The following is a 16,487-nucleotide window of genomic DNA, read 5'->3' as shown; positions in this document are numbered from 1 at the left end:
TGCGGCCCTCCTGAGGGAGCCGGTATCAGCGGCTCCGCACCATGCTCATGAAACGGGCCTGATCGGCCGGCTCGGTCTTGAACGTTCCGGTAAACGTCGTGGTCAAGGTGGTCGAACCCTGCTTCTGAACGCCACGCATCGCCATGCACATATGTTCGGCCTCGATGAGTACGGCAACACCGCGCGGGTTAAGCGTATCGTCAATGGCCCGGGCGATCTGCGCGGTCATCGTTTCCTGGGTCTGCAGGCGCCGGCCATAGATCTCGACGACACGGGCAATCTTCGACAGGCCGAGCACGCGGCCATCAGGCATGTAGGCGACATGCGCCTTGCCGATGATCGGCACCATATGGTGTTCGCAATGCGAGTAGAACGGAATGTCCTTGACGAGGACCATGTCGTCGTAACCGGCGACCTCCTCGAAGGTTCGGCCGAGCACGTCTTCCGGCGCCATGTCGTAACCGGCGAAAAGCTCTCGGTACGCTTTGGCGACACGAGCCGGCGTCTCGATGAGGCCTTCGCGCGTCGGATCGTCACCGGCCCAGCGCAACAGAACGCGAACGGCTTCTTCCGCTTCCTGCTGGGAGGGGCGGTCCGATTCACGGTTCGGCTGCGGAAAGTTCTTTACGATGGCGTCCATGATCAATGGTCTCCTGGCCCGCATCGCGGACCCATCTGTCGGAATCGCCACTGGTCAGTCCCATGCGGGAATTCATGCACCTTTGGCAGGCTCCGGGGCTTTCAGGGCTGATTTCAAGCGCCCATCCGGCACGGTTTCCCAATCAAACTTACACAAGGCCATTGCATTTTCATGGCCTTGGAACGACATACATATAGGAAGACGGCCATTATATGTAAGTATCCTCGGATGACACGGTGTGTTTTTTGTTTCAACGACAATGACAGCCCTATTTAGGCCGATCCGCAGCGATTTTGGAGCGGAAATCCAGCATGGACGACATCTACAACAGCAAAATCCTCGAATTCGCCGGCAATATTCCGTTGACCGGGATGCTTGATGATGCCGATGCGACCGCCCAGGCGCATTCCAGGCTTTGCGGCTCCAAGGTGCGGATCTGGCTGAAGATGGATGGCGATGTCGTGACCGGTTTTTCCCATGACGTGAAGGCCTGCGCGCTCGGCCAGGCCTCGTCCTCGATCATGGCCCGCCATGTCGTCGGCGCGACATCGGGCGAATTGCGGCAGGCGCGACTGGACATGCTCGCTATGCTGAAGGCGGACGGGGCAGGGCCCAGCGGACGGTTCGAAGACATGCGTTATCTCCTGCCCGTGCGGGACTACAAGGCTCGTCACGCTTCCACGATGCTGACCTTCGACGCCGTCGTCGATGCGATCGGGCAGATCGAGGCGAAACGAGCGGAAGTTGTCGAGGCGTAACCGAAATGTGCGAGTCTTGCGTCCGGCATGCTGACGATGAGGACGATGGCGGCGCGGCCGCATCTAGACGGCCGCACGCGAGAACTGCGCACTACTCCCGCAATTATAGCGGACCGTTTCGCAAGACCCCGGACCGCCTGCTCGGCATGGGGTTTATCCGCCTCTATCAGCTGACTCTTTCCGGCTTTGTCGGCAATGCCTGCCGCCATTTCCCCACCTGCTCGGAATATGGTTACGAGTCGATCGCCCGCCACGGATTATGGGCCGGCGGCTGGATGACGCTGTTTCGAGTGGGCCGTTGCGGCCCGGGCGGCACCAGCGGCCTCGATCCGGTTCCGGAAGTGCTTGGCGACGGCTTCCGCTGGTGGACACCGTGGCGGTATCTCTCGCTCGGACGCAAAAGAGGGTGAGGATGATGACGATGCCCGGCGAGTACAGGCGTGCATCCTCAGATTTCGACGCCTACCTTGACGACGTCCGCACCGATACGCTGATCGACAGCCGAAATGCGATCTATAGGATGACCCAGGGTGTCTTCCAAACGTTTCGCCGACGGCTTGATATCGAGGAGGCGATCCGCTTTGCCAATCTGCTGCCGCCGGTGCTGCGGGTGATTTTCGTCGCCGACTGGGATCCCGATGAGGTCAAACGTCCCTTCGAGGATCGCAGGACGATGACTCGCGAAGTTCAGTCACTGCGGAGTGACCACAATTTCTCGCCCGACACCGCCATTCGCGACGTGGCGGCGGCCGTGCGAAAACGAGTCGACGAAACGGCATTCGATAGGGTGCTACAGACCTTGCCAGAAGGAGCAGCGGAGTTCTGGCGGCCATGAGCACGTTCATCGCCCTGCTGCACAGCATCGTCCTGGCGCCAGGTCGCCGGGTGATCATGGAAGACTTGCGCGCGCTTGCCAGAGAGCTCGGCTATCGCGAGCCGCGCACTCTGGTTTCAACGGGCAATCTCGTTTTCGAGGCCGACGAAATGCGTCCGCACGAACTCGAGGTTGCGCTGGAAGAGGCCTTTGAAGAAAAGTTCGGCAAACATGTCGATATCATCGTGCGCAGCGACTGCACCTGGATGGCGCTCTGCGGCACCAACCCCTTCAGGGACGGCAGCGGCGACCAGGTGATCGTCCGGGTGATGCGCCTGCCGATCGATCCTGAGAAGGTGGAGGCGCTGAAGCCGCTGATGGCGGAAGGGCAACGCATCGCCGTCGTCGGCGGCGACCTCTGGATCGATTTCGCCGGCAAACCGAGCCAATCGAAACTGCTTTCGGCGCTGACGACCAAGCGGCTTGGCGTCGGAACGATGCGCAACTGGAACACCGTTTGCGGTCTTGCGCAAATGATCATGTGAGCCGGCTGCTTCTTTACTCCCAGGCGAAATCTGAGTATCAGGCGGCAGCGGCTCCCGCTTGGGTGTCGCGTCGTTTCAACCACCCGCATTCGTTGGCGGGACTGGACAAGGAGAATTTCGATGTCCCAATCCGTTTCCCTGACATTTCCCGATGGCTCCGTGCGCAGCTTCCCGGCTGGCGCAACCGGCAGGGATGTCGCCGAATCCATTTCCAAGTCGCTTGCGAAGAGCGCCGTCGCCATCGCGATCGACGGCGCCGTGCGCGACCTTTCCGATGCCGTGACCGACGGCAGGATCGAAATCATCACCCGCAAGGACCCCCGCGCGCTGGAGCTCATCCGCCATGACGCCGCGCATGTGATGGCCGAAGCCGTGCAGGAACTTTGGCCCGGCACTCAGGTGACGATCGGCCCGGTCATCGAGAACGGCTTCTATTACGACTTTGCCAAGAACGAGCCCTTCACACCCGACGATCTGCCGAAGATCGAAAAGAAGATGAAGGAGATCATCGCCCGCAACGCGCCGTTCACCAAGCAGATCTGGTCGCGCGAGAAGGCCAAGGAAGTCTTTGCCGCCAAGGGCGAACAGTACAAGGTCGAGCTCGTCGATGCGATCCCGGAAGGGCAGGATCTGAAGATCTATCATCAGGGCGACTGGTTCGACCTATGCCGCGGCCCGCATATGGCCTCCACCGGCCAGGTCGGCACGGCCTTCAAGCTGATGAAGGTTGCCGGCGCCTATTGGCGCGGCGACAGCAACAACGCCATGCTATCGCGCATCTACGGCACGGCATGGGCCGATCAGGCCGACCTGGACAATTACCTGCATATGCTGGCGGAAGCCGAAAAGCGCGACCACCGCAAGCTTGGCCGCGAAATGGACCTGTTCCATTTCCAGGAAGAGGGCCCGGGTGTCGTCTTCTGGCACGGTAAGGGCTGGCGCATTTTTCAGACGCTCGTCGCCTACATGCGCCGTCGGCTTGCCGTCGATTATGAAGAAGTCAACGCGCCACAGGTGCTCGATACGTCGCTCTGGGAAACCTCCGGTCACTGGGGCTGGTATCAGGAAAACATGTTCGGCGTAAAGTCGGCGCATGCGATGACGCATCCCGACGACAAGGAAGCGGATAATCGCGTCTTCGCGCTGAAGCCGATGAACTGCCCCGGCCACGTGCAGATCTTCAAGCATGGCCTGAAGTCCTATCGCGAACTGCCGATCCGCCTTGCCGAATTCGGGCTGGTGCACCGCTACGAGCCGTCGGGCGCGCTGCATGGTTTGATGCGCGTGCGCGGCTTCACGCAGGACGACGCGCATATCTTCTGCACCGACGAGCAGATGGCCGCCGAATGCCTGAAGATCAACGATCTGATCCTCTCAGTCTATGAAGACTTCGGATTCAAGGAAATCGTCGTCAAGCTTTCCACCCGTCCGGGAAAACGCGTCGGCTCCGACGCCCTCTGGGATCGCGCCGAAGCCGTCATGACCGATGTGCTGAAGACGATCGAGGCTCAGTCAGAGGGCCGCATCAAGACCGGCATCCTGCCGGGCGAGGGCGCCTTCTACGGTCCGAAGTTCGAATATACGTTGAAGGATGCGATCGGCCGCGAATGGCAATGCGGCACGACGCAGGTCGACTTCAACCTGCCGGAGCGCTTCGGCGCCTTCTACATCGACAGCAATTCCGAAAAGACGCAGCCGGTGATGATCCATCGCGCCATCTGCGGCTCGATGGAACGCTTCCTCGGCATCCTGATCGAGAACTTCGCCGGCCATATGCCGCTCTGGGTGTCGCCGCTGCAGGTGGTTGTCGCAACGATCACATCGGAGGCTGATGCCTACGGGCTTGAAGTGGCCGAGGCGCTGCGCGAGGCCGGTCTCAACGTCGAGACCGACTTCCGCAACGAGAAGATCAACTACAAGATCCGCGAGCATTCCGTCACCAAGGTTCCTGTCATCATCGTCTGCGGCAGGAAGGAAGCCGAGGAGCGCACGGTCAATATCCGCCGCCTCGGCAGCCAGGACCAGCTTTCGATGGAGCTTGACGCCGCCGTCGAGAGCCTCACCCTCGAGGCCACGCCGCCCGACATACGGCGCAAGGCCGACGCAAAGAAAGCCAAGGCGGCGTGAAAATAGGGGGAATACGACAGCGCCGACTTCGGCGCTGTCGGAAATATCTTTCGCGAAGGGCAGCCGCCCATGAGCCTCCCGTCTGCACTTCCAAATCTTCCTGTCAATGAATGAGATCCGCGCCTAGCGCATTGGCCGTTGCGTAGATCCAAAATGATAGCGTCCTTTGCGCGTCTCATCAGACGCGCGGCGCTGCAGAGCGCCGGCCGATCGGCTTGATCGCTGGCACGCCGCAGAAGCGTGCCTGGTAGGATCAATCCAGGCTGGCGCCGTCGCCGCCGCCCTGTGGCACGAGCTGTTCGTAGGAGGGCAGAGGCTCCTCCGGAGCGGCCTGGACACCCGCAGGCGGCGGCGTGCCGGCTGGCGCCTGCTGCACCGTGCGGGCCGCCGGGCTCTCGGGCTGCTGCGGCTCCTGGTCCTTCATCAGAACCTCTACATCGGTATTCCGGCCGGCAACCACTGTAAAATCGCGCTGATAGATCTTGTCCTTGTTGCGGGCGATGGCAGAATATTCGCCTTCAGCAAGGACCATGGTCGGAAAGGCGCTGACGCTTTCGCCGACACTGTCGCCGGCTGCCGTCAGGATCGACCAGGCCGTGTCGGCAATCGCCTCGCCGCCGGCTTCGGAGACCAGCTTGAAGGTCATCTGGGCGGCGCGGTGCTGGATCGTTGCCTCTGTGAGCTTGCCGGCCTCGACCTGGATGTCGGCTCGAATGACGGCGTTGACGCTGCCATATTCGGAAACGATGTGATAGGTGCCGGCATTGAGGCGCACGACGGTGTTCGGCGAGACGTCGGCCATCACGAGACCGCGCTCGCCATCGTCGCGCACTTCCGAGGAATAGATCGAGAAGCTCAGCTGGTCGGGGCGGATGCGGGCATCAGTGCCGGAGACGGCATTGAGCAGCAGGCCGCCGGCATCAAGGACCATCACCTGCTTGTCGACCTCGCCGTCAGCAGGCACGGTCAGCTTCTTGGTGACACCGGCGCGGCCGAAGGAGACATTGACGAAATAATCGCCCGGAGCGAGCTGGAAGGCGGCGGGTCCGCCCTTGGCGCTGGCGATCAGCGGCAGCTTGCCGTCGGCGCCGGCGATCGGGCTGAAGACATACCAGGAAAGGCCATCCTCGACAGGCGTACCGTCGGCCGTCAGTTTGGCTTCCATCGCGACGTCGCGCAGCTTGGCGCCCTCAGGCGCGGCGCCGGGCGCGATGAAGGCATTGAGCTTAGGCATCTTCGACGTCGAGTCGAGCTGTTTGAAATCCTTGAAGGCATCCTGCGCACCGGCGCCGAGGGGCATCAATACCATCAGGGCGATGGCGAGGCCGATGCGTGCAAGAGGCGAAATGCCAAACATCTGTTTCGTGAACCGATTGACTTCTGAAATCGCAAAGGCCACTTCAAGACCAACGCGATGGCAAATTCAAGACCCACGCTTTGCAGCAGCATAAAAATGAAAGTTTCTCCCGCATGAAATCCGATATCAAGCTGATCGATTACCTCGCCGTGCGCCGTTCAATTCCCGCTTTTCAGATGTGCGAACCGGGCCCGGAAAAGGCCGAGATCGAAGAGATCCTGCGGCTCGCTTCGCGCGTTCCCGACCACGGCAAGATCGCTCCCTGGCGCTTCATCGTCTATCGCGGAGATGAGCGTGCGCGGCTCGGCGAGGAGCTTCTCAAACTGGCGCTCGAGGCAAAGCCGGACCTTTCCGAAGAGATGATCCAGGTCGAGCGCACCCGCTTCACCCGCGCGCCCGTGGTTGTCGCCGTTGTCAGCAAGGCGGGGCCGCACATCAAGATCCCGGAATGGGAGCAGGTCATGTCGGCGGGCGCGCTTTGCTTCAACGTCATTCTTGCCGCCAATGCCAACGGCTATGTCGCCAACTGGCTGACGGAATGGTTCGCCTATGATGAGCGCGCCTATCCTCTGCTCGGCGTCGGTCCCGGCGAAAAGGTGGCGGGCTTCATCCATATCGGCTCGACGACATTCCCGGCGATAGAGCGGCCGCGGCCGGAGCTTGCCGATACCGTGACCTGGGTCGGGGGAGCGGACTGATGTTCTACACCACCGACAGCAACCGGCATGGCCTCGCGCACGATCCCTTCAAGGCGATCGTTTCGCCGCGGCCGATCGGCTGGATCGGAAGCAAGGGCAGAGACGGCTCGATCAATCTTGCGCCCTATTCCTTCTTCAACGCCGTCGCCGACCGGCCGAAACTGGTGATGTTTTCTTCCGCCGGCCGCAAGGACAGCCAGCGCAATGCGGGGGAAACCGGCGCCTTCACCTGTAATTTCGTCAGCCGCGATCTCGCCGAAAAGATGAATCTGTCCTCGGCGGCGCTGCCGTACGGCAACAGCGAATTCGATTTCGCCGGGCTGACGCCGAAACAGTCCGAACTGATTGACGCGCCCTATGTCGGCGAGGCTTACGCCGTGCTCGAATGCAGGGTCACCGAAATCATAGAGCCGAAAACGCTATCGGGCGCGCCGTCTGAAAACGTCCTCGTCTTCGGCGAGGTGGTCGGCATCCATATTGACGAGGCGATCGTCAGGGACGGCCGCCTCGACATGTCGATCGCCCGCCCTGTCGCCCGCATGGGCTACATGGATTACAGCGAAGGCAGCGATGTTTTCGAGATGTTCCGGCCGCAGATACCAAAGGCGGGAGCCTGAAGGCAAGGCATAGAAAGGCTTAAGAAATATGGTGAACCAATCTTAAACCTTTTGTCGCTACGGTCACAGCATTGAATGAAACGCGAAGGAATCGCGTTCAAGTGCTGGGGCGTCGCGTGATCGTAGAAGCTTTCCTTCGTTGGATCGAAACGGCCAAGACCGGTGATCGGGCCCGGGCCGCGAACGCACTCGGTCGAGCCTATCTGCAATCCGAGATGAGCGGAGAGGAGCGGGCCGCAGCCGAAATGGCGATGACCTTTCTTCTCGATGACCCGTCGCCGCGTGTGCGGCTTGCACTGGCCGAGGCGATCGCCTGGTCACCCGACGCACCGCGCAGCCTGATCCTTTCGCTCGCCGCGGACCAGCCCGAGGTTGCGTGCCACGCCGTTACCTGTTCGCCGCTTCTCAGCGACGCCGATCTCGTCGACCTCGCCGCGCGCGGCAATGGCGCCACCCGCATGCTGATCGCGGCCAGGGCCCATGTCACGCGCCCGGTCTCGGCTGCACTTGCGGAGGTCGGCGATGAAGACGAAGTGCTCTGCCTGCTCGAAAACGATGGCGCGGCCATCTCGAGCCAATCGTTGAAACGGATCGCCGAGCGGCTTGGCGATTGCTGCGATATTCGCAACCTGCTGCTCGACCGCAGCGATCTTCCGGCCGATGCCCGCCAGCTGCTCACCCAGCATGTCAGCAATGCGCTGGTCGGCCTGCCGTTGGCGCAGGCGGCGATCGGCCTGCAGCGGCTCCAGCGCATCAGCCGCGAGGCGACCGAGGCAGCCATCGTTTCGATCGCCGGTGATATCGCGCCGCGGGAGATCCCGGATCTCGTCGAACATCTGCGCCTCAACGGCCGCCTGACGCCGTCCTTGCTGATGCATGCGCTCTGCGCCGGCAAGCTGGACTTCTTCGCTGCTGCAATCGTCGATCTGACAGCGTGCAGCGAGCGCAGGGTGCGCTCGATTCTGGCAACCGGGCGCATGCACGCGGTTCGCGCCCTCTACGAATCTGCCGGCCTGCCGAGGGATATCAGCGTGATCTTCGTCGAGGCGACGCTTCTGTGGCGCGAGGCCGCTCGAAGGGCCCCGGGCAGCATCCTGGGCACGGTCGGCGGCCGTCTTCTCGAAAAATTCCGCCATCACTATGGTGCATACGGCGCGGCCGGTGAACTGCTCGACATGGTCGAAAAGCTTCATGTCACCGAGCAGCGCCAAACGGCCCGCGTCTATGCGGCGCTTGCGGCGGCTTAGTCGTTCAGCCGGGTCACCACCCAGGAATAGCTGGTGGATACGAAATGCACGGGTTTGGAAAGCGTCTCCCTGACGTCTCGGCCGGATGGCAGATGTGCGCGGACCTGGCCGGCGATGTTTTCAGCAAAGCCGGCGAGGCCTGTCGGTTCTTCGGGTGCCACAGGAGCGGTGTCGGCCGCGGCGGCAGGCAAGGGCGCCGGTTTCGGCGGTTCGGCGGCGGCCAGCGCTTTCGGCGCCTCGCACACGGCGATGACAGAGGGATAGCTGACACTGGCATAGGCCTTGAGCCGGCGTTCGGCTTCGGCATCGCAAGCGGCAACGGTTTCCCAGCGTTTGTCGACCGTTGCGACATAGCTGCATTGACTGACGGAATCGTCGCAACCGAGAATGGTCATTGCGATGAGCACCGCTTGCATATTCTGCCTCCTTGGCTATTGAACCTTGAGATCGCCTTAGACGGCGCAATTCCAACCGAAACAAGGCGAAGGCATTAACTCTTCGTCATGTCGCAAAATTTGCGCCTACCGCAAACATTGGAAACCATCATGTCCGTCACTATCACCCAGGAGCCGCCGCGCCAGGACGGCGTCATCCGCCTTCTCGATCTTTCCGACGCCTATGCAGCGTCGCTCTATCCCGCGGAGAGCAACCACATGGTCGACCTCTCCTTGCTGGAGAAACCTTCGGTAAGCTTCTTCGTCGCCCGCAATGAGGGGGCAATCGTCGGATGCTGCGCGCTGGTCGAGGCCGGCGACGGCACGGCGGAGATCAAGCGCATGTTCGTTGACCCGCAGGCGAGGGGATTGAAGATCGCGAGCGGATTGATGAATGCGCTGGAGGCGATCGCGGGGGAAAAGCGGCTGACGGCGATCCGGCTCGAAACCGGCATCCACCAGCCGGAGGCGATCGCCCTCTACCGTAAATACGGATACCAGGAGATCGAGGCTTTCGGCACCTATCTTCCGGATCCGCTCAGTCTGTTCATGGAAAAGCGGCTGGGATAGCAGCCTGCGAAGGCAGGTTCAGCCTTCGGCGACGCGCGGGATCGGTTTCGCCGGCGGCGCCTGTTCGTCGATGACGATCTGCGGCACCCTTTCGCTGCTCTCGGCGTTGCGGGCCTCGTGGATCCATTCGCGCCAGATGGCGACGATCAGCGCCATCAGCACCGGACCGATGAAGAGGCCTAGAAAACCCATCGTCTTGACGCCGCCGATAAGGCCGAAAAAGGTCGGTAGGAAGGGCAGCTTGATCGGCCCGCCGACGAGCTTCGGTCGCAGCGTCTTGTCGACGATGAAGAGCTCGACAGTGCCCCAGACGAAGAGGCCGATGCCGGCGACATGCGAGCCGCTCGCCAGGAGATAGATGGAGACGAGCGTGAAGGAGAGCGGCGCACCGCCGGGTATCAGCGCCATCACCCCCGTGAGCACGCCGAGCGTTACCGGCGACGGCACGCCGGCGATCCAATAAGCCACACCGAGTACAATGCCTTCGCCGATCGCAATCAGCGTCATGCCCATGACGGTGGAGCTGATCGTTGCCGGGACGACGCGGGAAATGCGTTCCCAACGGTTCGGCAGGATGCGCTCGCCCAGCATGTCGATCTGCTTGGAGAAGGAGAAGCCGTCGCGATAGACGAAGAACAGCGCGATCAGCATGAAGAGCAGCGTCAGGAGAAGATGGAAAGCGCCGCCGCCAGCTGCCAGCACGGCGCGATAGATGTTGCCGATATGAGCGCCGCTGATCGCCTGAATGAGTTCGCCGAGCGCGCCGGGACTGCCGACATATTTGGTCCAGAGATCATCGAGATAGGGGCCGGCAAACGGCAAGGCGACGATCCAATCCGGTGTCGAGGCGCCGGCGCGGTTGGCGTGGATCGCCCACGCGAGCCAGGTGCGCACTTCGCCCGTCGTATAGGTGACCGCGAGCCCGATCGGGATGACCAGGAAGGTAAGGATCATGAGGATGGCGATGGTGGCGGCGACCGTCGTATTCCCGCCAACGCGGGCAAGCAGCTTGCGATAGAGCGGCCAGCTGGCAAAGCCGATGACCAGGGCAGCAAGCACCGGCACGAGAAAACCATAGAAGAAATAGACTCCAGCGGCGACGACCAGCACTAGCAGCCAGCGCGCCGCAGAGATGGAGGGAATCAGCGGCGTGCGCGTCGGCGCCGATGGCCCCAGCCATCGCGGCTCATGATTGGTTTTCTGACGGTCGAACACACCCACGCGCGCCTCTTCTTATTGTTGTACTCTGGTTATGGGCCATGAACCCGGCGGTTTCAAGGTGCGCACGGTGAAAGCCCATACAAAGCGTCGCAGTTCGACCATTCGAAAGCGTATCTTACTGTTGCGACCGGCGGAGAACCTTGAAGGCGTAGAATTGCGACTTCTGGCTTGTCGAGAAATTATTGTCGGAGCTGAGGATGAGAACGTCGGTACCGTCCCGGGCCTTGCCGAGCGACATCGCCCCGATGTTGTCCGGGACGAGACCGATTGGCGTCAGATCGAGAACCTGGCTCTCGCGGGGCAGGCACTTCGTAGGTGGCGCCGACCGTTGCGGTGCTGGACAGGAGAACGAAAACGGCAGTCGCGGCAAATCGCTTCGTCATGGCAAGATCCGGCAAGGTTGAAACGATTCGAACCGACGCACCCACCATTTCCTGGAAAGGTCGCGCGCCGTCCGCTTCATGCGCCGGTTCTTTGACGGAGTTGTTACGGTTCTTCGTCAGTTCCGTGAAATCGCCGATGCTAAAATGCGGCGCGCCGGGCGTATCAGTCAGATCGCTCGGCGCGCCTTACACGTGTTCAAATATCGAGGTTTTCGGCGAAGGCCGCGCGCTCCTGGATGAAGCGGAAGCGGGCTTCCGGCTTGGTGCCCATCAGATCGTCGACGGCGCTGCGGGTGCCTTCGAAATCCACCTCGTCGATCAGCACCCGGAGCAGGGTGCGCTTGGCCGGGTCCATGGTGGTTTCCTTGAGCTGGGCTGGCATCATTTCGCCGAGACCTTTGAAGCGGCTGATCTCCACCTTGGCCTTGCCCTTGAATTCCGTCTGCATCAGCTCGGCGCGGTGATTGTCGTCGCGCGCATAGGCGGATTTCGCTCCTTGGGTGATCTTGTAGAGCGGCGGCACGGCGAGGAAGAGATGACCGCCACGCACCAATTCCGGCATTTCCTGATAAAAGAAGGTGATGAGCAGCGAGGCAATGTGAGCGCCGTCGACATCGGCATCGGTCATGACGATGATGCGCTCGTAGCGCAGATCTTCCTGACGGTATTTCGAGCGCGTGCCGCAGCCGAGCGCCTGGATGAGATCGGCGAGCTGCTGGTTGGCGCCGAACTTCTCGCGGCCGGCGCTGGCGACGTTGAGGATCTTGCCGCGCAGCGGAAGGATCGCCTGATTGGCGCGGTTGCGCGCCTGCTTGGCCGAACCGCCCGCCGAATCGCCCTCGACGATGAAGAGTTCGGCGCCCTCTGCGGTATTCTGAGAGCAATCGGCGAGCTTGCCGGGCAGGCGCAGCTTGCGCACCGCCGTCTTGCGGTTGACTTCCTTTTCCTTGCGCCGGCGCAGGCGCTCCTCGGCGCGCTCGATCACCCAGTCGAGCAGCTTGGCCGCCTCGTTCGGATTGTCGGCAAGATAGTGGTCGAAGGGATCGCGCAGCGCGTTCTCGACGATGCGCTGGGCCTCGACCGTCGCAAGCTTGTCCTTGGTCTGGCCGACGAATTCCGGCTCGCGGATGAAGACCGACAGCATGCCGACGGCCGAGATCATCACGTCGTCGGTGGTGATCTGGGCAGCGCGCTTGTTCTGCGTCAGCTCGGCATAGGCCTTCAGGCCCTTGGTCAGTGCGATGCGCAGGCCTGCCTCATGCGTGCCGCCTTCGGGGGTCGGGATGGTGTTGCAGTAGGAATGCACCTGCGGATCGCCTCCATACCAGGTGATCGCCCATTCCATCGAACCGTGGCCGCTGGCCTTCTCGGTCTTGCCGGCGAAGATTTCGCGGGTGACGGTGAATTCCTTTCCCATCGTCGCCTGGAGATAGTCCTTGAGACCGCCGGGGAAATGGAATGTCGCCTTGTCGGGCACCTCCGACCCTTCGGGCAGTACGCCAGGCTCGCAGCTCCAGCGGATCTCGACGCCGCCGAAGAGGTAGGCCTTGGAGCGCGCCATGCGAAAGACGCGGGCGGCTTCGAACTTCATGTGCTCCCCAAAGATCTGGGGGTCGGGATGGAAGCGCACGCGCGTGCCGCGTCGATTGTGGACGTCGCCCAGTTCTTCGAGCCCGCCTTGCGGCAGGCCGCGGGAAAAGCGCTGGCGGTAGAGCTTGCGGTTGCGCGCCACCTCGACTTCGAGGAAGTCGGAGAGGGCATTGACGACCGAGACGCCGACGCCGTGCAGGCCGCCCGAGGTCTCGTAGGCCTTGCCGTCGAATTTGCCGCCGGCATGCAGTTTGGTCATGATGACTTCGAGCGTCGACTTGCCTGGGACCTGCGGATGGTTCTCGACCGGAATACCGCGGCCGTTGTCGGTGACGGTCAGATAACCCTGCAAATCGAGATGTACTTCGATGAAATTGGCGTGTCCGGCGACCGCTTCGTCCATCGCATTGTCGATGACTTCGGCGAAGAGGTGATGCAGCGCCTTTTCGTCGGTGCCGCCGATATACATGCCCGGGCGCATGCGCACCGGCTCGAGGCCCTCGAGAACGCGGATCGACGAGGCGCCGTAATCATCCGCGTTGGAGGCGACGGAGGCGGGACGGGGAGAGACGGGCTGTGCAGCCGCCGGCGCACGCTCGGGCGCGGCCGCAGGCTTCTGCGCCTCCTCGCGTTTTTCAGAAAGGGGCAGTCCGGAAAAGAGGTCGTTGCTGTCGTCCATGGAGCCGTTCAGATCTTCGTCCTGTCTTGGGTCTGGCTTGGCGCTTGCATCCGCCGCCGACCCAAAATCACCGCATTTCATGTCACGTTTGCGAATCAGGCAGATTCTGCCAGAAAGCGCCGCGAGACGCGACACCGCCGGATTGGCGGGGTTTTGACACATGATTTGCGTTGCCGGGCGCGGAATGGCAAGCGGCGGCAGGCTTCAGGAAACCATCCGCATGCGAATGTCCACAAGTGATTATACAGTTATATCAGCAATTGCGGCCTTTTTCTTGTCAGCAGCCGTTCTTTCCGCCGGTGGACGGGCGCGGGCGGCCGACACCCTGCCGCCTTTCAAGGACGATCTGTTTTCGAAGCAGACTGTGCTCCAGACGAGCGACGGTGGCGCCTCCGAGGTTATCGATTACGACGAGATGCGCGATATCAACGGCCGCGACCAGATCCCGGAGAAGCGGGCGCAGCAGAAATATGTGTCTCTCGCCATCCGCAAGGCCCAGGCGGACGAAACCCTCTCACTCGACGAAGTCAGGCTCGATGTCACCAGGGTGGGACCAGCCCAGAATGCTGCCTTCACGGTGATTTTCATCCACGGACGCGATGGCGACCGCCGGCTCGGGGCCAATGATTACAGCTTCGGCGGCAATTTCAACCGGCTGAAGAACCTCGTCGCCGGCAATGGCGGCGTCTATTATTCGCCGACGGTCAGGAGTTTCGACAGCAACGGCGTTGCCGCGATCGAAGGCCTGATCCGTTATGCCAGCGCGCAATCACCGGGCCGGCCCATCGTCCTTTCCTGCGCCTCAATGGGCAGCCAGGTTTGCTGGGGCATTGCGCGTGACGGCGACAGCGTCAAGCGGCTGAAGGGCATGCTCGTCATGAGCGGTGTCACCGATCCCGATTTCACCAGGAGCGCGTTTTACAAGGCGAAACTACCGCTCTGGTTCGCGCATGGCAGCCGCGACCCGGTCTATGCCGCCGCCGACCAGCAGGCGCTGTTCGAGAGCCTGCGAAAGGCGAAATATCCGACGCACTTCACGCTGTTTCAGACCGGCAATCACGGAACGCCGATCCGGATGATCGACTGGCGCAGGGTCTTGAACTGGATCCTTGCGGCTTAACGGGCGTTTTCCGGCAGAAATATGCTCGAGATCGCGGAGATTCCCGTTACGTCATGGGCATGATGCTTTTCTTTGCCGCAGGCTTTTGATAATGCGGCCGGGGATATGAAGTTTGTGGAAGGCCGGCATGACACCTGACGTGCGCCCGCTGGTGGCGGGAAACTGGAAAATGAACGGCACGCGTGCCTCGCTCGATCAGATCAAGGCGATCGCCGAGGGCGTTCGCCCGCCGCTCGCCGACAAGGTCGAGGCGCTGATCTGCCCGCCGACGACGCTGCTCTACGTGGCAACCGCGCTCTGCACCGACAGCCCGCTTGCGATCGGCGCGCAGGACTGCCACCAGAAGCCGTCGGGCGCGCATACCGGCGACATCTCGGCCGAGATGATCGCCGATAGCTTCGGCACCTATGTGATCGTCGGCCATTCCGAACGTCGCACCGACCATGCAGAGACGGACCATCTGGTGCGCGCCAAGGCGGAAGCGGCTTTCGCCGCCGCGCTCACAGCGATCATCTGCATCGGCGAGACGGCGGCCGAGCGCCGGGCCGGGCAGGAGCTCGACGTCATCAAGCGCCAGCTTTCCGCCTCGGTTCCCGATGCCGCAACCGCCGAGAACACAGTCATCGCGTACGAGCCGATCTGGGCGATCGGCACCGGGGTCACGCCGACATCAGGCGATGTCGAAAAGGCGCATGCCTTCATGCGTGCGGAGCTCGTCTCTCGCTTCGGCGATGAAGGCCGCAAGATGCGGCTTCTCTATGGCGGCTCGGTTAAACCCGCCAATGCCGGAGAACTGCTGGGCATCGCCAACGTCGACGGCGCGCTGATCGGTGGAGCGAGCTTGAAAGCCGCCGACTTCCTCGCCATCTACCGGGCTTATGAGGCGCTGCTCGCCTGACGCGTTGTTCATAGCTCGGTTTATTCCGGCAGAAGGGCTTGGAATAGGCGAGAGCCTCATGTAAAGAGCCGCCAGAATTCTTACTTATGTCCGTCTCCAGGCGGGCAGGACTGGACCCATGCAGACAGTATTGATTGTCATCCATCTCATGATCGTGCTCGCCCTCGTCGGCGTCGTGCTCATCCAGCGCTCGGAAGGCGGCGGCCTCGGCATCGGCGGCGGTTCGGGCTTCATGTCGGCCCGCGGCACGGCCAATGCGCTGACCCGCACAACCGCAATCCTGGCGACTTTGTTCTTCCTCACCTCGCTCGGCCTCGGCATATTGACGCGCTACGAGGGCCGTCCGAGCGACATCCTCAACCGCATCCCCGCGACGAGCGGCCAGGGCAACGGCATTCTCGATTCGCTCGGCGGCGGTGCACAGGCCCCGGCGAACCAGCCGGCCGGCAACGGCGTTCCGAGCAGCGGTGCGGCTGCGCCCGCACAACAGGCTCCGGCCGCGCAAGCTCCCGCAGCAGAGGCTCCGGCAGCCACCGCGCCTTCGACGACTGCTCCGGCAGCAACTGCCCCATCGACAACTGCGCCGGCAACGCCCGCAGCCCCGGCCGCGCCGGCGCCGGCTCAGCCCTCCGGCGTCCCGACGGGACAGTAAACCGGGCTTCGACATAAACCGCCGGCAGGCCCTCGGGTCTGCCGGTTTTCTTTTGTGCAGATTCCCGGTCAGGCTCCGAAAATTCTGGAAAAGAATTTTTGGGCTGGTGGAATCGTTTTTGAAAAGGTATCCGGTGA

General features: G+C 62.2%; 17 protein-coding genes and 1 pseudogene. 12 read left to right on the top strand and 6 right to left on the bottom strand.

The features are described 5' to 3' along the window. Positions 1-25 precede the first annotated feature (25 nt). The gene (gene folE, locus NMA58_RS10015) at positions 26-640 is read right to left on the bottom strand and encodes a GTP cyclohydrolase I FolE (protein ID WP_097599323.1); all 615 of its coding nucleotides are present in this window, start codon (positions 638-640) and stop codon (positions 26-28) included. A 311-nt stretch (positions 641-951) separates the two neighbouring features. On the opposite strand from folE, the gene NMA58_RS10010 reads away from it, so the two are divergent. The 5 genes from NMA58_RS10010 to thrS all read left to right on the top strand — a co-directional run bounded on the left by NMA58_RS10010 (position 952) and on the right by thrS (position 4,884). Then, the gene (locus tag NMA58_RS10010) at positions 952-1,398 is read left to right on the top strand and encodes an iron-sulfur cluster assembly scaffold protein (RefSeq protein WP_434713193.1); all 447 of its coding nucleotides are present in this window, start codon (positions 952-954) and stop codon (positions 1,396-1,398) included. A 5-nt stretch (positions 1,399-1,403) separates the two neighbouring features. Next, a complete protein-coding gene (gene yidD / locus NMA58_RS10005) occupies positions 1,404-1,808 on the top strand; it encodes a membrane protein insertion efficiency factor YidD (RefSeq protein WP_434713192.1) in 405 nt (134 codons plus the stop codon). Continuing rightward, a complete protein-coding gene (locus tag NMA58_RS10000; protein ID WP_434713402.1) occupies positions 1,805-2,233 on the top strand; it encodes a DUF2267 domain-containing protein in 429 nt (142 codons plus the stop codon). The genes yidD and NMA58_RS10000 overlap by 4 nt, the downstream gene beginning before the upstream one ends. Then, on the top strand, positions 2,230-2,757 hold the full coding sequence (locus NMA58_RS09995) for a DUF1697 domain-containing protein (RefSeq protein WP_430959392.1): 528 nt from the start codon (positions 2,230-2,232) through the stop codon (positions 2,755-2,757). The genes NMA58_RS10000 and NMA58_RS09995 overlap by 4 nt, the downstream gene beginning before the upstream one ends. A gap of 120 nt (positions 2,758-2,877) precedes the next feature. Next, entirely contained in the window at positions 2,878-4,884 is a 2,007-nt protein-coding gene (gene thrS, locus NMA58_RS09990; RefSeq protein ID WP_434713191.1) for a threonine--tRNA ligase, read from the top strand. Between the two features lie 253 nt (positions 4,885-5,137). Here the strand turns inward: thrS and NMA58_RS09985 are convergent, their stop codons facing one another. Next, complete coding sequence (locus tag NMA58_RS09985; RefSeq protein WP_183700412.1) at positions 5,138-6,241, bottom strand: hypothetical protein; 1,104 nt, start codon at positions 6,239-6,241, stop codon at positions 5,138-5,140. A gap of 113 nt (positions 6,242-6,354) precedes the next feature. Between NMA58_RS09985 and NMA58_RS09980 the strand changes: the two genes are divergently transcribed. The 3 genes from NMA58_RS09980 to NMA58_RS09970 all read left to right on the top strand — a co-directional run bounded on the left by NMA58_RS09980 (position 6,355) and on the right by NMA58_RS09970 (position 8,803). Continuing rightward, positions 6,355-6,939 (top strand): nitroreductase family protein, encoded by a 585-nt coding sequence (locus NMA58_RS09980; protein ID WP_430959389.1) that lies wholly within the window; start codon positions 6,355-6,357, stop codon positions 6,937-6,939. Further along, the gene (locus tag NMA58_RS09975) at positions 6,939-7,556 is read left to right on the top strand and encodes a flavin reductase family protein (protein ID WP_097599328.1); all 618 of its coding nucleotides are present in this window, start codon (positions 6,939-6,941) and stop codon (positions 7,554-7,556) included. Before NMA58_RS09980 ends, NMA58_RS09975 begins: the two co-directional genes overlap by 1 nt. Positions 7,557-7,657: 101 nt before the next feature. After that, a complete protein-coding gene (locus NMA58_RS09970) occupies positions 7,658-8,803 on the top strand; it encodes a DUF2336 domain-containing protein (protein ID WP_434713189.1) in 1,146 nt (381 codons plus the stop codon). On the opposite strand, the gene NMA58_RS09965 is transcribed toward NMA58_RS09970, so the two are convergent. Continuing rightward, positions 8,800-9,219, bottom strand: a complete 420-nt coding sequence (locus NMA58_RS09965) for a hypothetical protein (protein ID WP_434713188.1) — start codon at positions 9,217-9,219, stop codon at positions 8,800-8,802. The genes NMA58_RS09970 and NMA58_RS09965 overlap by 4 nt on opposite strands. 129 nt (positions 9,220-9,348) lie before the next feature. Here NMA58_RS09965 and NMA58_RS09960 point away from each other — a divergent pair, with 129 nt between their 5' ends. Then, complete coding sequence (locus NMA58_RS09960; RefSeq protein ID WP_097599331.1) at positions 9,349-9,807, top strand: GNAT family N-acetyltransferase; 459 nt, start codon at positions 9,349-9,351, stop codon at positions 9,805-9,807. A gap of 18 nt (positions 9,808-9,825) precedes the next feature. On the opposite strand, the gene NMA58_RS09955 is transcribed toward NMA58_RS09960, so the two are convergent. The 3 genes and pseudogenes from NMA58_RS09955 to parE all read right to left on the bottom strand — a co-directional run bounded on the left by NMA58_RS09955 (position 9,826) and on the right by parE (position 13,680). Then, complete coding sequence (locus tag NMA58_RS09955) at positions 9,826-11,028, bottom strand: AI-2E family transporter (protein ID WP_097599332.1); 1,203 nt, start codon at positions 11,026-11,028, stop codon at positions 9,826-9,828. Positions 11,029-11,143: 115 nt separating this feature from the next. After that, positions 11,144-11,326 (bottom strand): annotated as a pseudogene (locus NMA58_RS09950) (esterase-like activity of phytase family protein); the annotation flags it as partial. Between the two features lie 281 nt (positions 11,327-11,607). Continuing rightward, on the bottom strand, positions 11,608-13,680 hold the full coding sequence (gene parE, locus NMA58_RS09945; protein ID WP_085780072.1) for a DNA topoisomerase IV subunit B: 2,073 nt from the start codon (positions 13,678-13,680) through the stop codon (positions 11,608-11,610). Positions 13,681-13,900: 220 nt separating this feature from the next. Between parE and NMA58_RS09940 the strand changes: the two genes are divergently transcribed. From NMA58_RS09940 to secG, 3 genes are all read left to right on the top strand, one after another. Continuing rightward, the gene (locus tag NMA58_RS09940; RefSeq protein WP_434713187.1) at positions 13,901-14,800 is read left to right on the top strand and encodes an alpha/beta hydrolase; all 900 of its coding nucleotides are present in this window, start codon (positions 13,901-13,903) and stop codon (positions 14,798-14,800) included. Positions 14,801-14,927: 127 nt separating this feature from the next. Next, a complete protein-coding gene (gene tpiA, locus NMA58_RS09935; protein WP_097599334.1) occupies positions 14,928-15,698 on the top strand; it encodes a triose-phosphate isomerase in 771 nt (256 codons plus the stop codon). Between the two features lie 118 nt (positions 15,699-15,816). After that, the gene (gene secG / locus NMA58_RS09930; protein ID WP_434713186.1) at positions 15,817-16,350 is read left to right on the top strand and encodes a preprotein translocase subunit SecG; all 534 of its coding nucleotides are present in this window, start codon (positions 15,817-15,819) and stop codon (positions 16,348-16,350) included. Positions 16,351-16,487 lie beyond the last annotated feature (137 nt).

Origin of the sequence: Rhizobium sp. YTUHZ045 (genome assembly GCF_051124255.1) — a bacterium.
Taxonomy (GTDB): domain Bacteria; phylum Pseudomonadota; class Alphaproteobacteria; order Rhizobiales; family Rhizobiaceae; genus Rhizobium.
This window is presented reverse-complemented; position numbering and strand designations above follow the sequence as displayed.

Excerpts from the sequence above, each read along its gene's own strand:
- NMA58_RS09960 (WP_097599331.1), top strand. The coding sequence starts at position 9,349 with ATGTCCGTCACTATCACCCAGGAGCCGCCGCGCCAGGACGGCGTCATC.
- parE (WP_085780072.1), bottom strand. The coding sequence starts at position 13,680 with ATGGACGACAGCAACGACCTCTTTTCCGGACTGCCCCTTTCTGAAAAA.
- secG (WP_434713186.1), top strand. The coding sequence starts at position 15,817 with ATGCAGACAGTATTGATTGTCATCCATCTCATGATCGTGCTCGCCCTC.
- NMA58_RS09965 (WP_434713188.1), bottom strand. The coding sequence starts at position 9,219 with ATGCAAGCGGTGCTCATCGCAATGACCATTCTCGGTTGCGACGATTCC.
- NMA58_RS09995 (WP_430959392.1), top strand. The coding sequence starts at position 2,230 with ATGAGCACGTTCATCGCCCTGCTGCACAGCATCGTCCTGGCGCCAGGT.
- NMA58_RS09980 (WP_430959389.1), top strand. The coding sequence starts at position 6,355 with ATGAAATCCGATATCAAGCTGATCGATTACCTCGCCGTGCGCCGTTCA.
- folE (WP_097599323.1), bottom strand. The coding sequence starts at position 640 with ATGGACGCCATCGTAAAGAACTTTCCGCAGCCGAACCGTGAATCGGAC.
- NMA58_RS10010 (WP_434713193.1), top strand. The coding sequence starts at position 952 with ATGGACGACATCTACAACAGCAAAATCCTCGAATTCGCCGGCAATATT.
- yidD (WP_434713192.1), top strand. The coding sequence starts at position 1,404 with ATGTGCGAGTCTTGCGTCCGGCATGCTGACGATGAGGACGATGGCGGC.
- NMA58_RS09975 (WP_097599328.1), top strand. The coding sequence starts at position 6,939 with ATGTTCTACACCACCGACAGCAACCGGCATGGCCTCGCGCACGATCCC.
- NMA58_RS09940 (WP_434713187.1), top strand. The coding sequence starts at position 13,901 with ATGCGAATGTCCACAAGTGATTATACAGTTATATCAGCAATTGCGGCC.
- tpiA (WP_097599334.1), top strand. The coding sequence starts at position 14,928 with ATGACACCTGACGTGCGCCCGCTGGTGGCGGGAAACTGGAAAATGAAC.
- thrS (WP_434713191.1), top strand. The coding sequence starts at position 2,878 with ATGTCCCAATCCGTTTCCCTGACATTTCCCGATGGCTCCGTGCGCAGC.
- NMA58_RS09985 (WP_183700412.1), bottom strand. The coding sequence starts at position 6,241 with ATGTTTGGCATTTCGCCTCTTGCACGCATCGGCCTCGCCATCGCCCTG.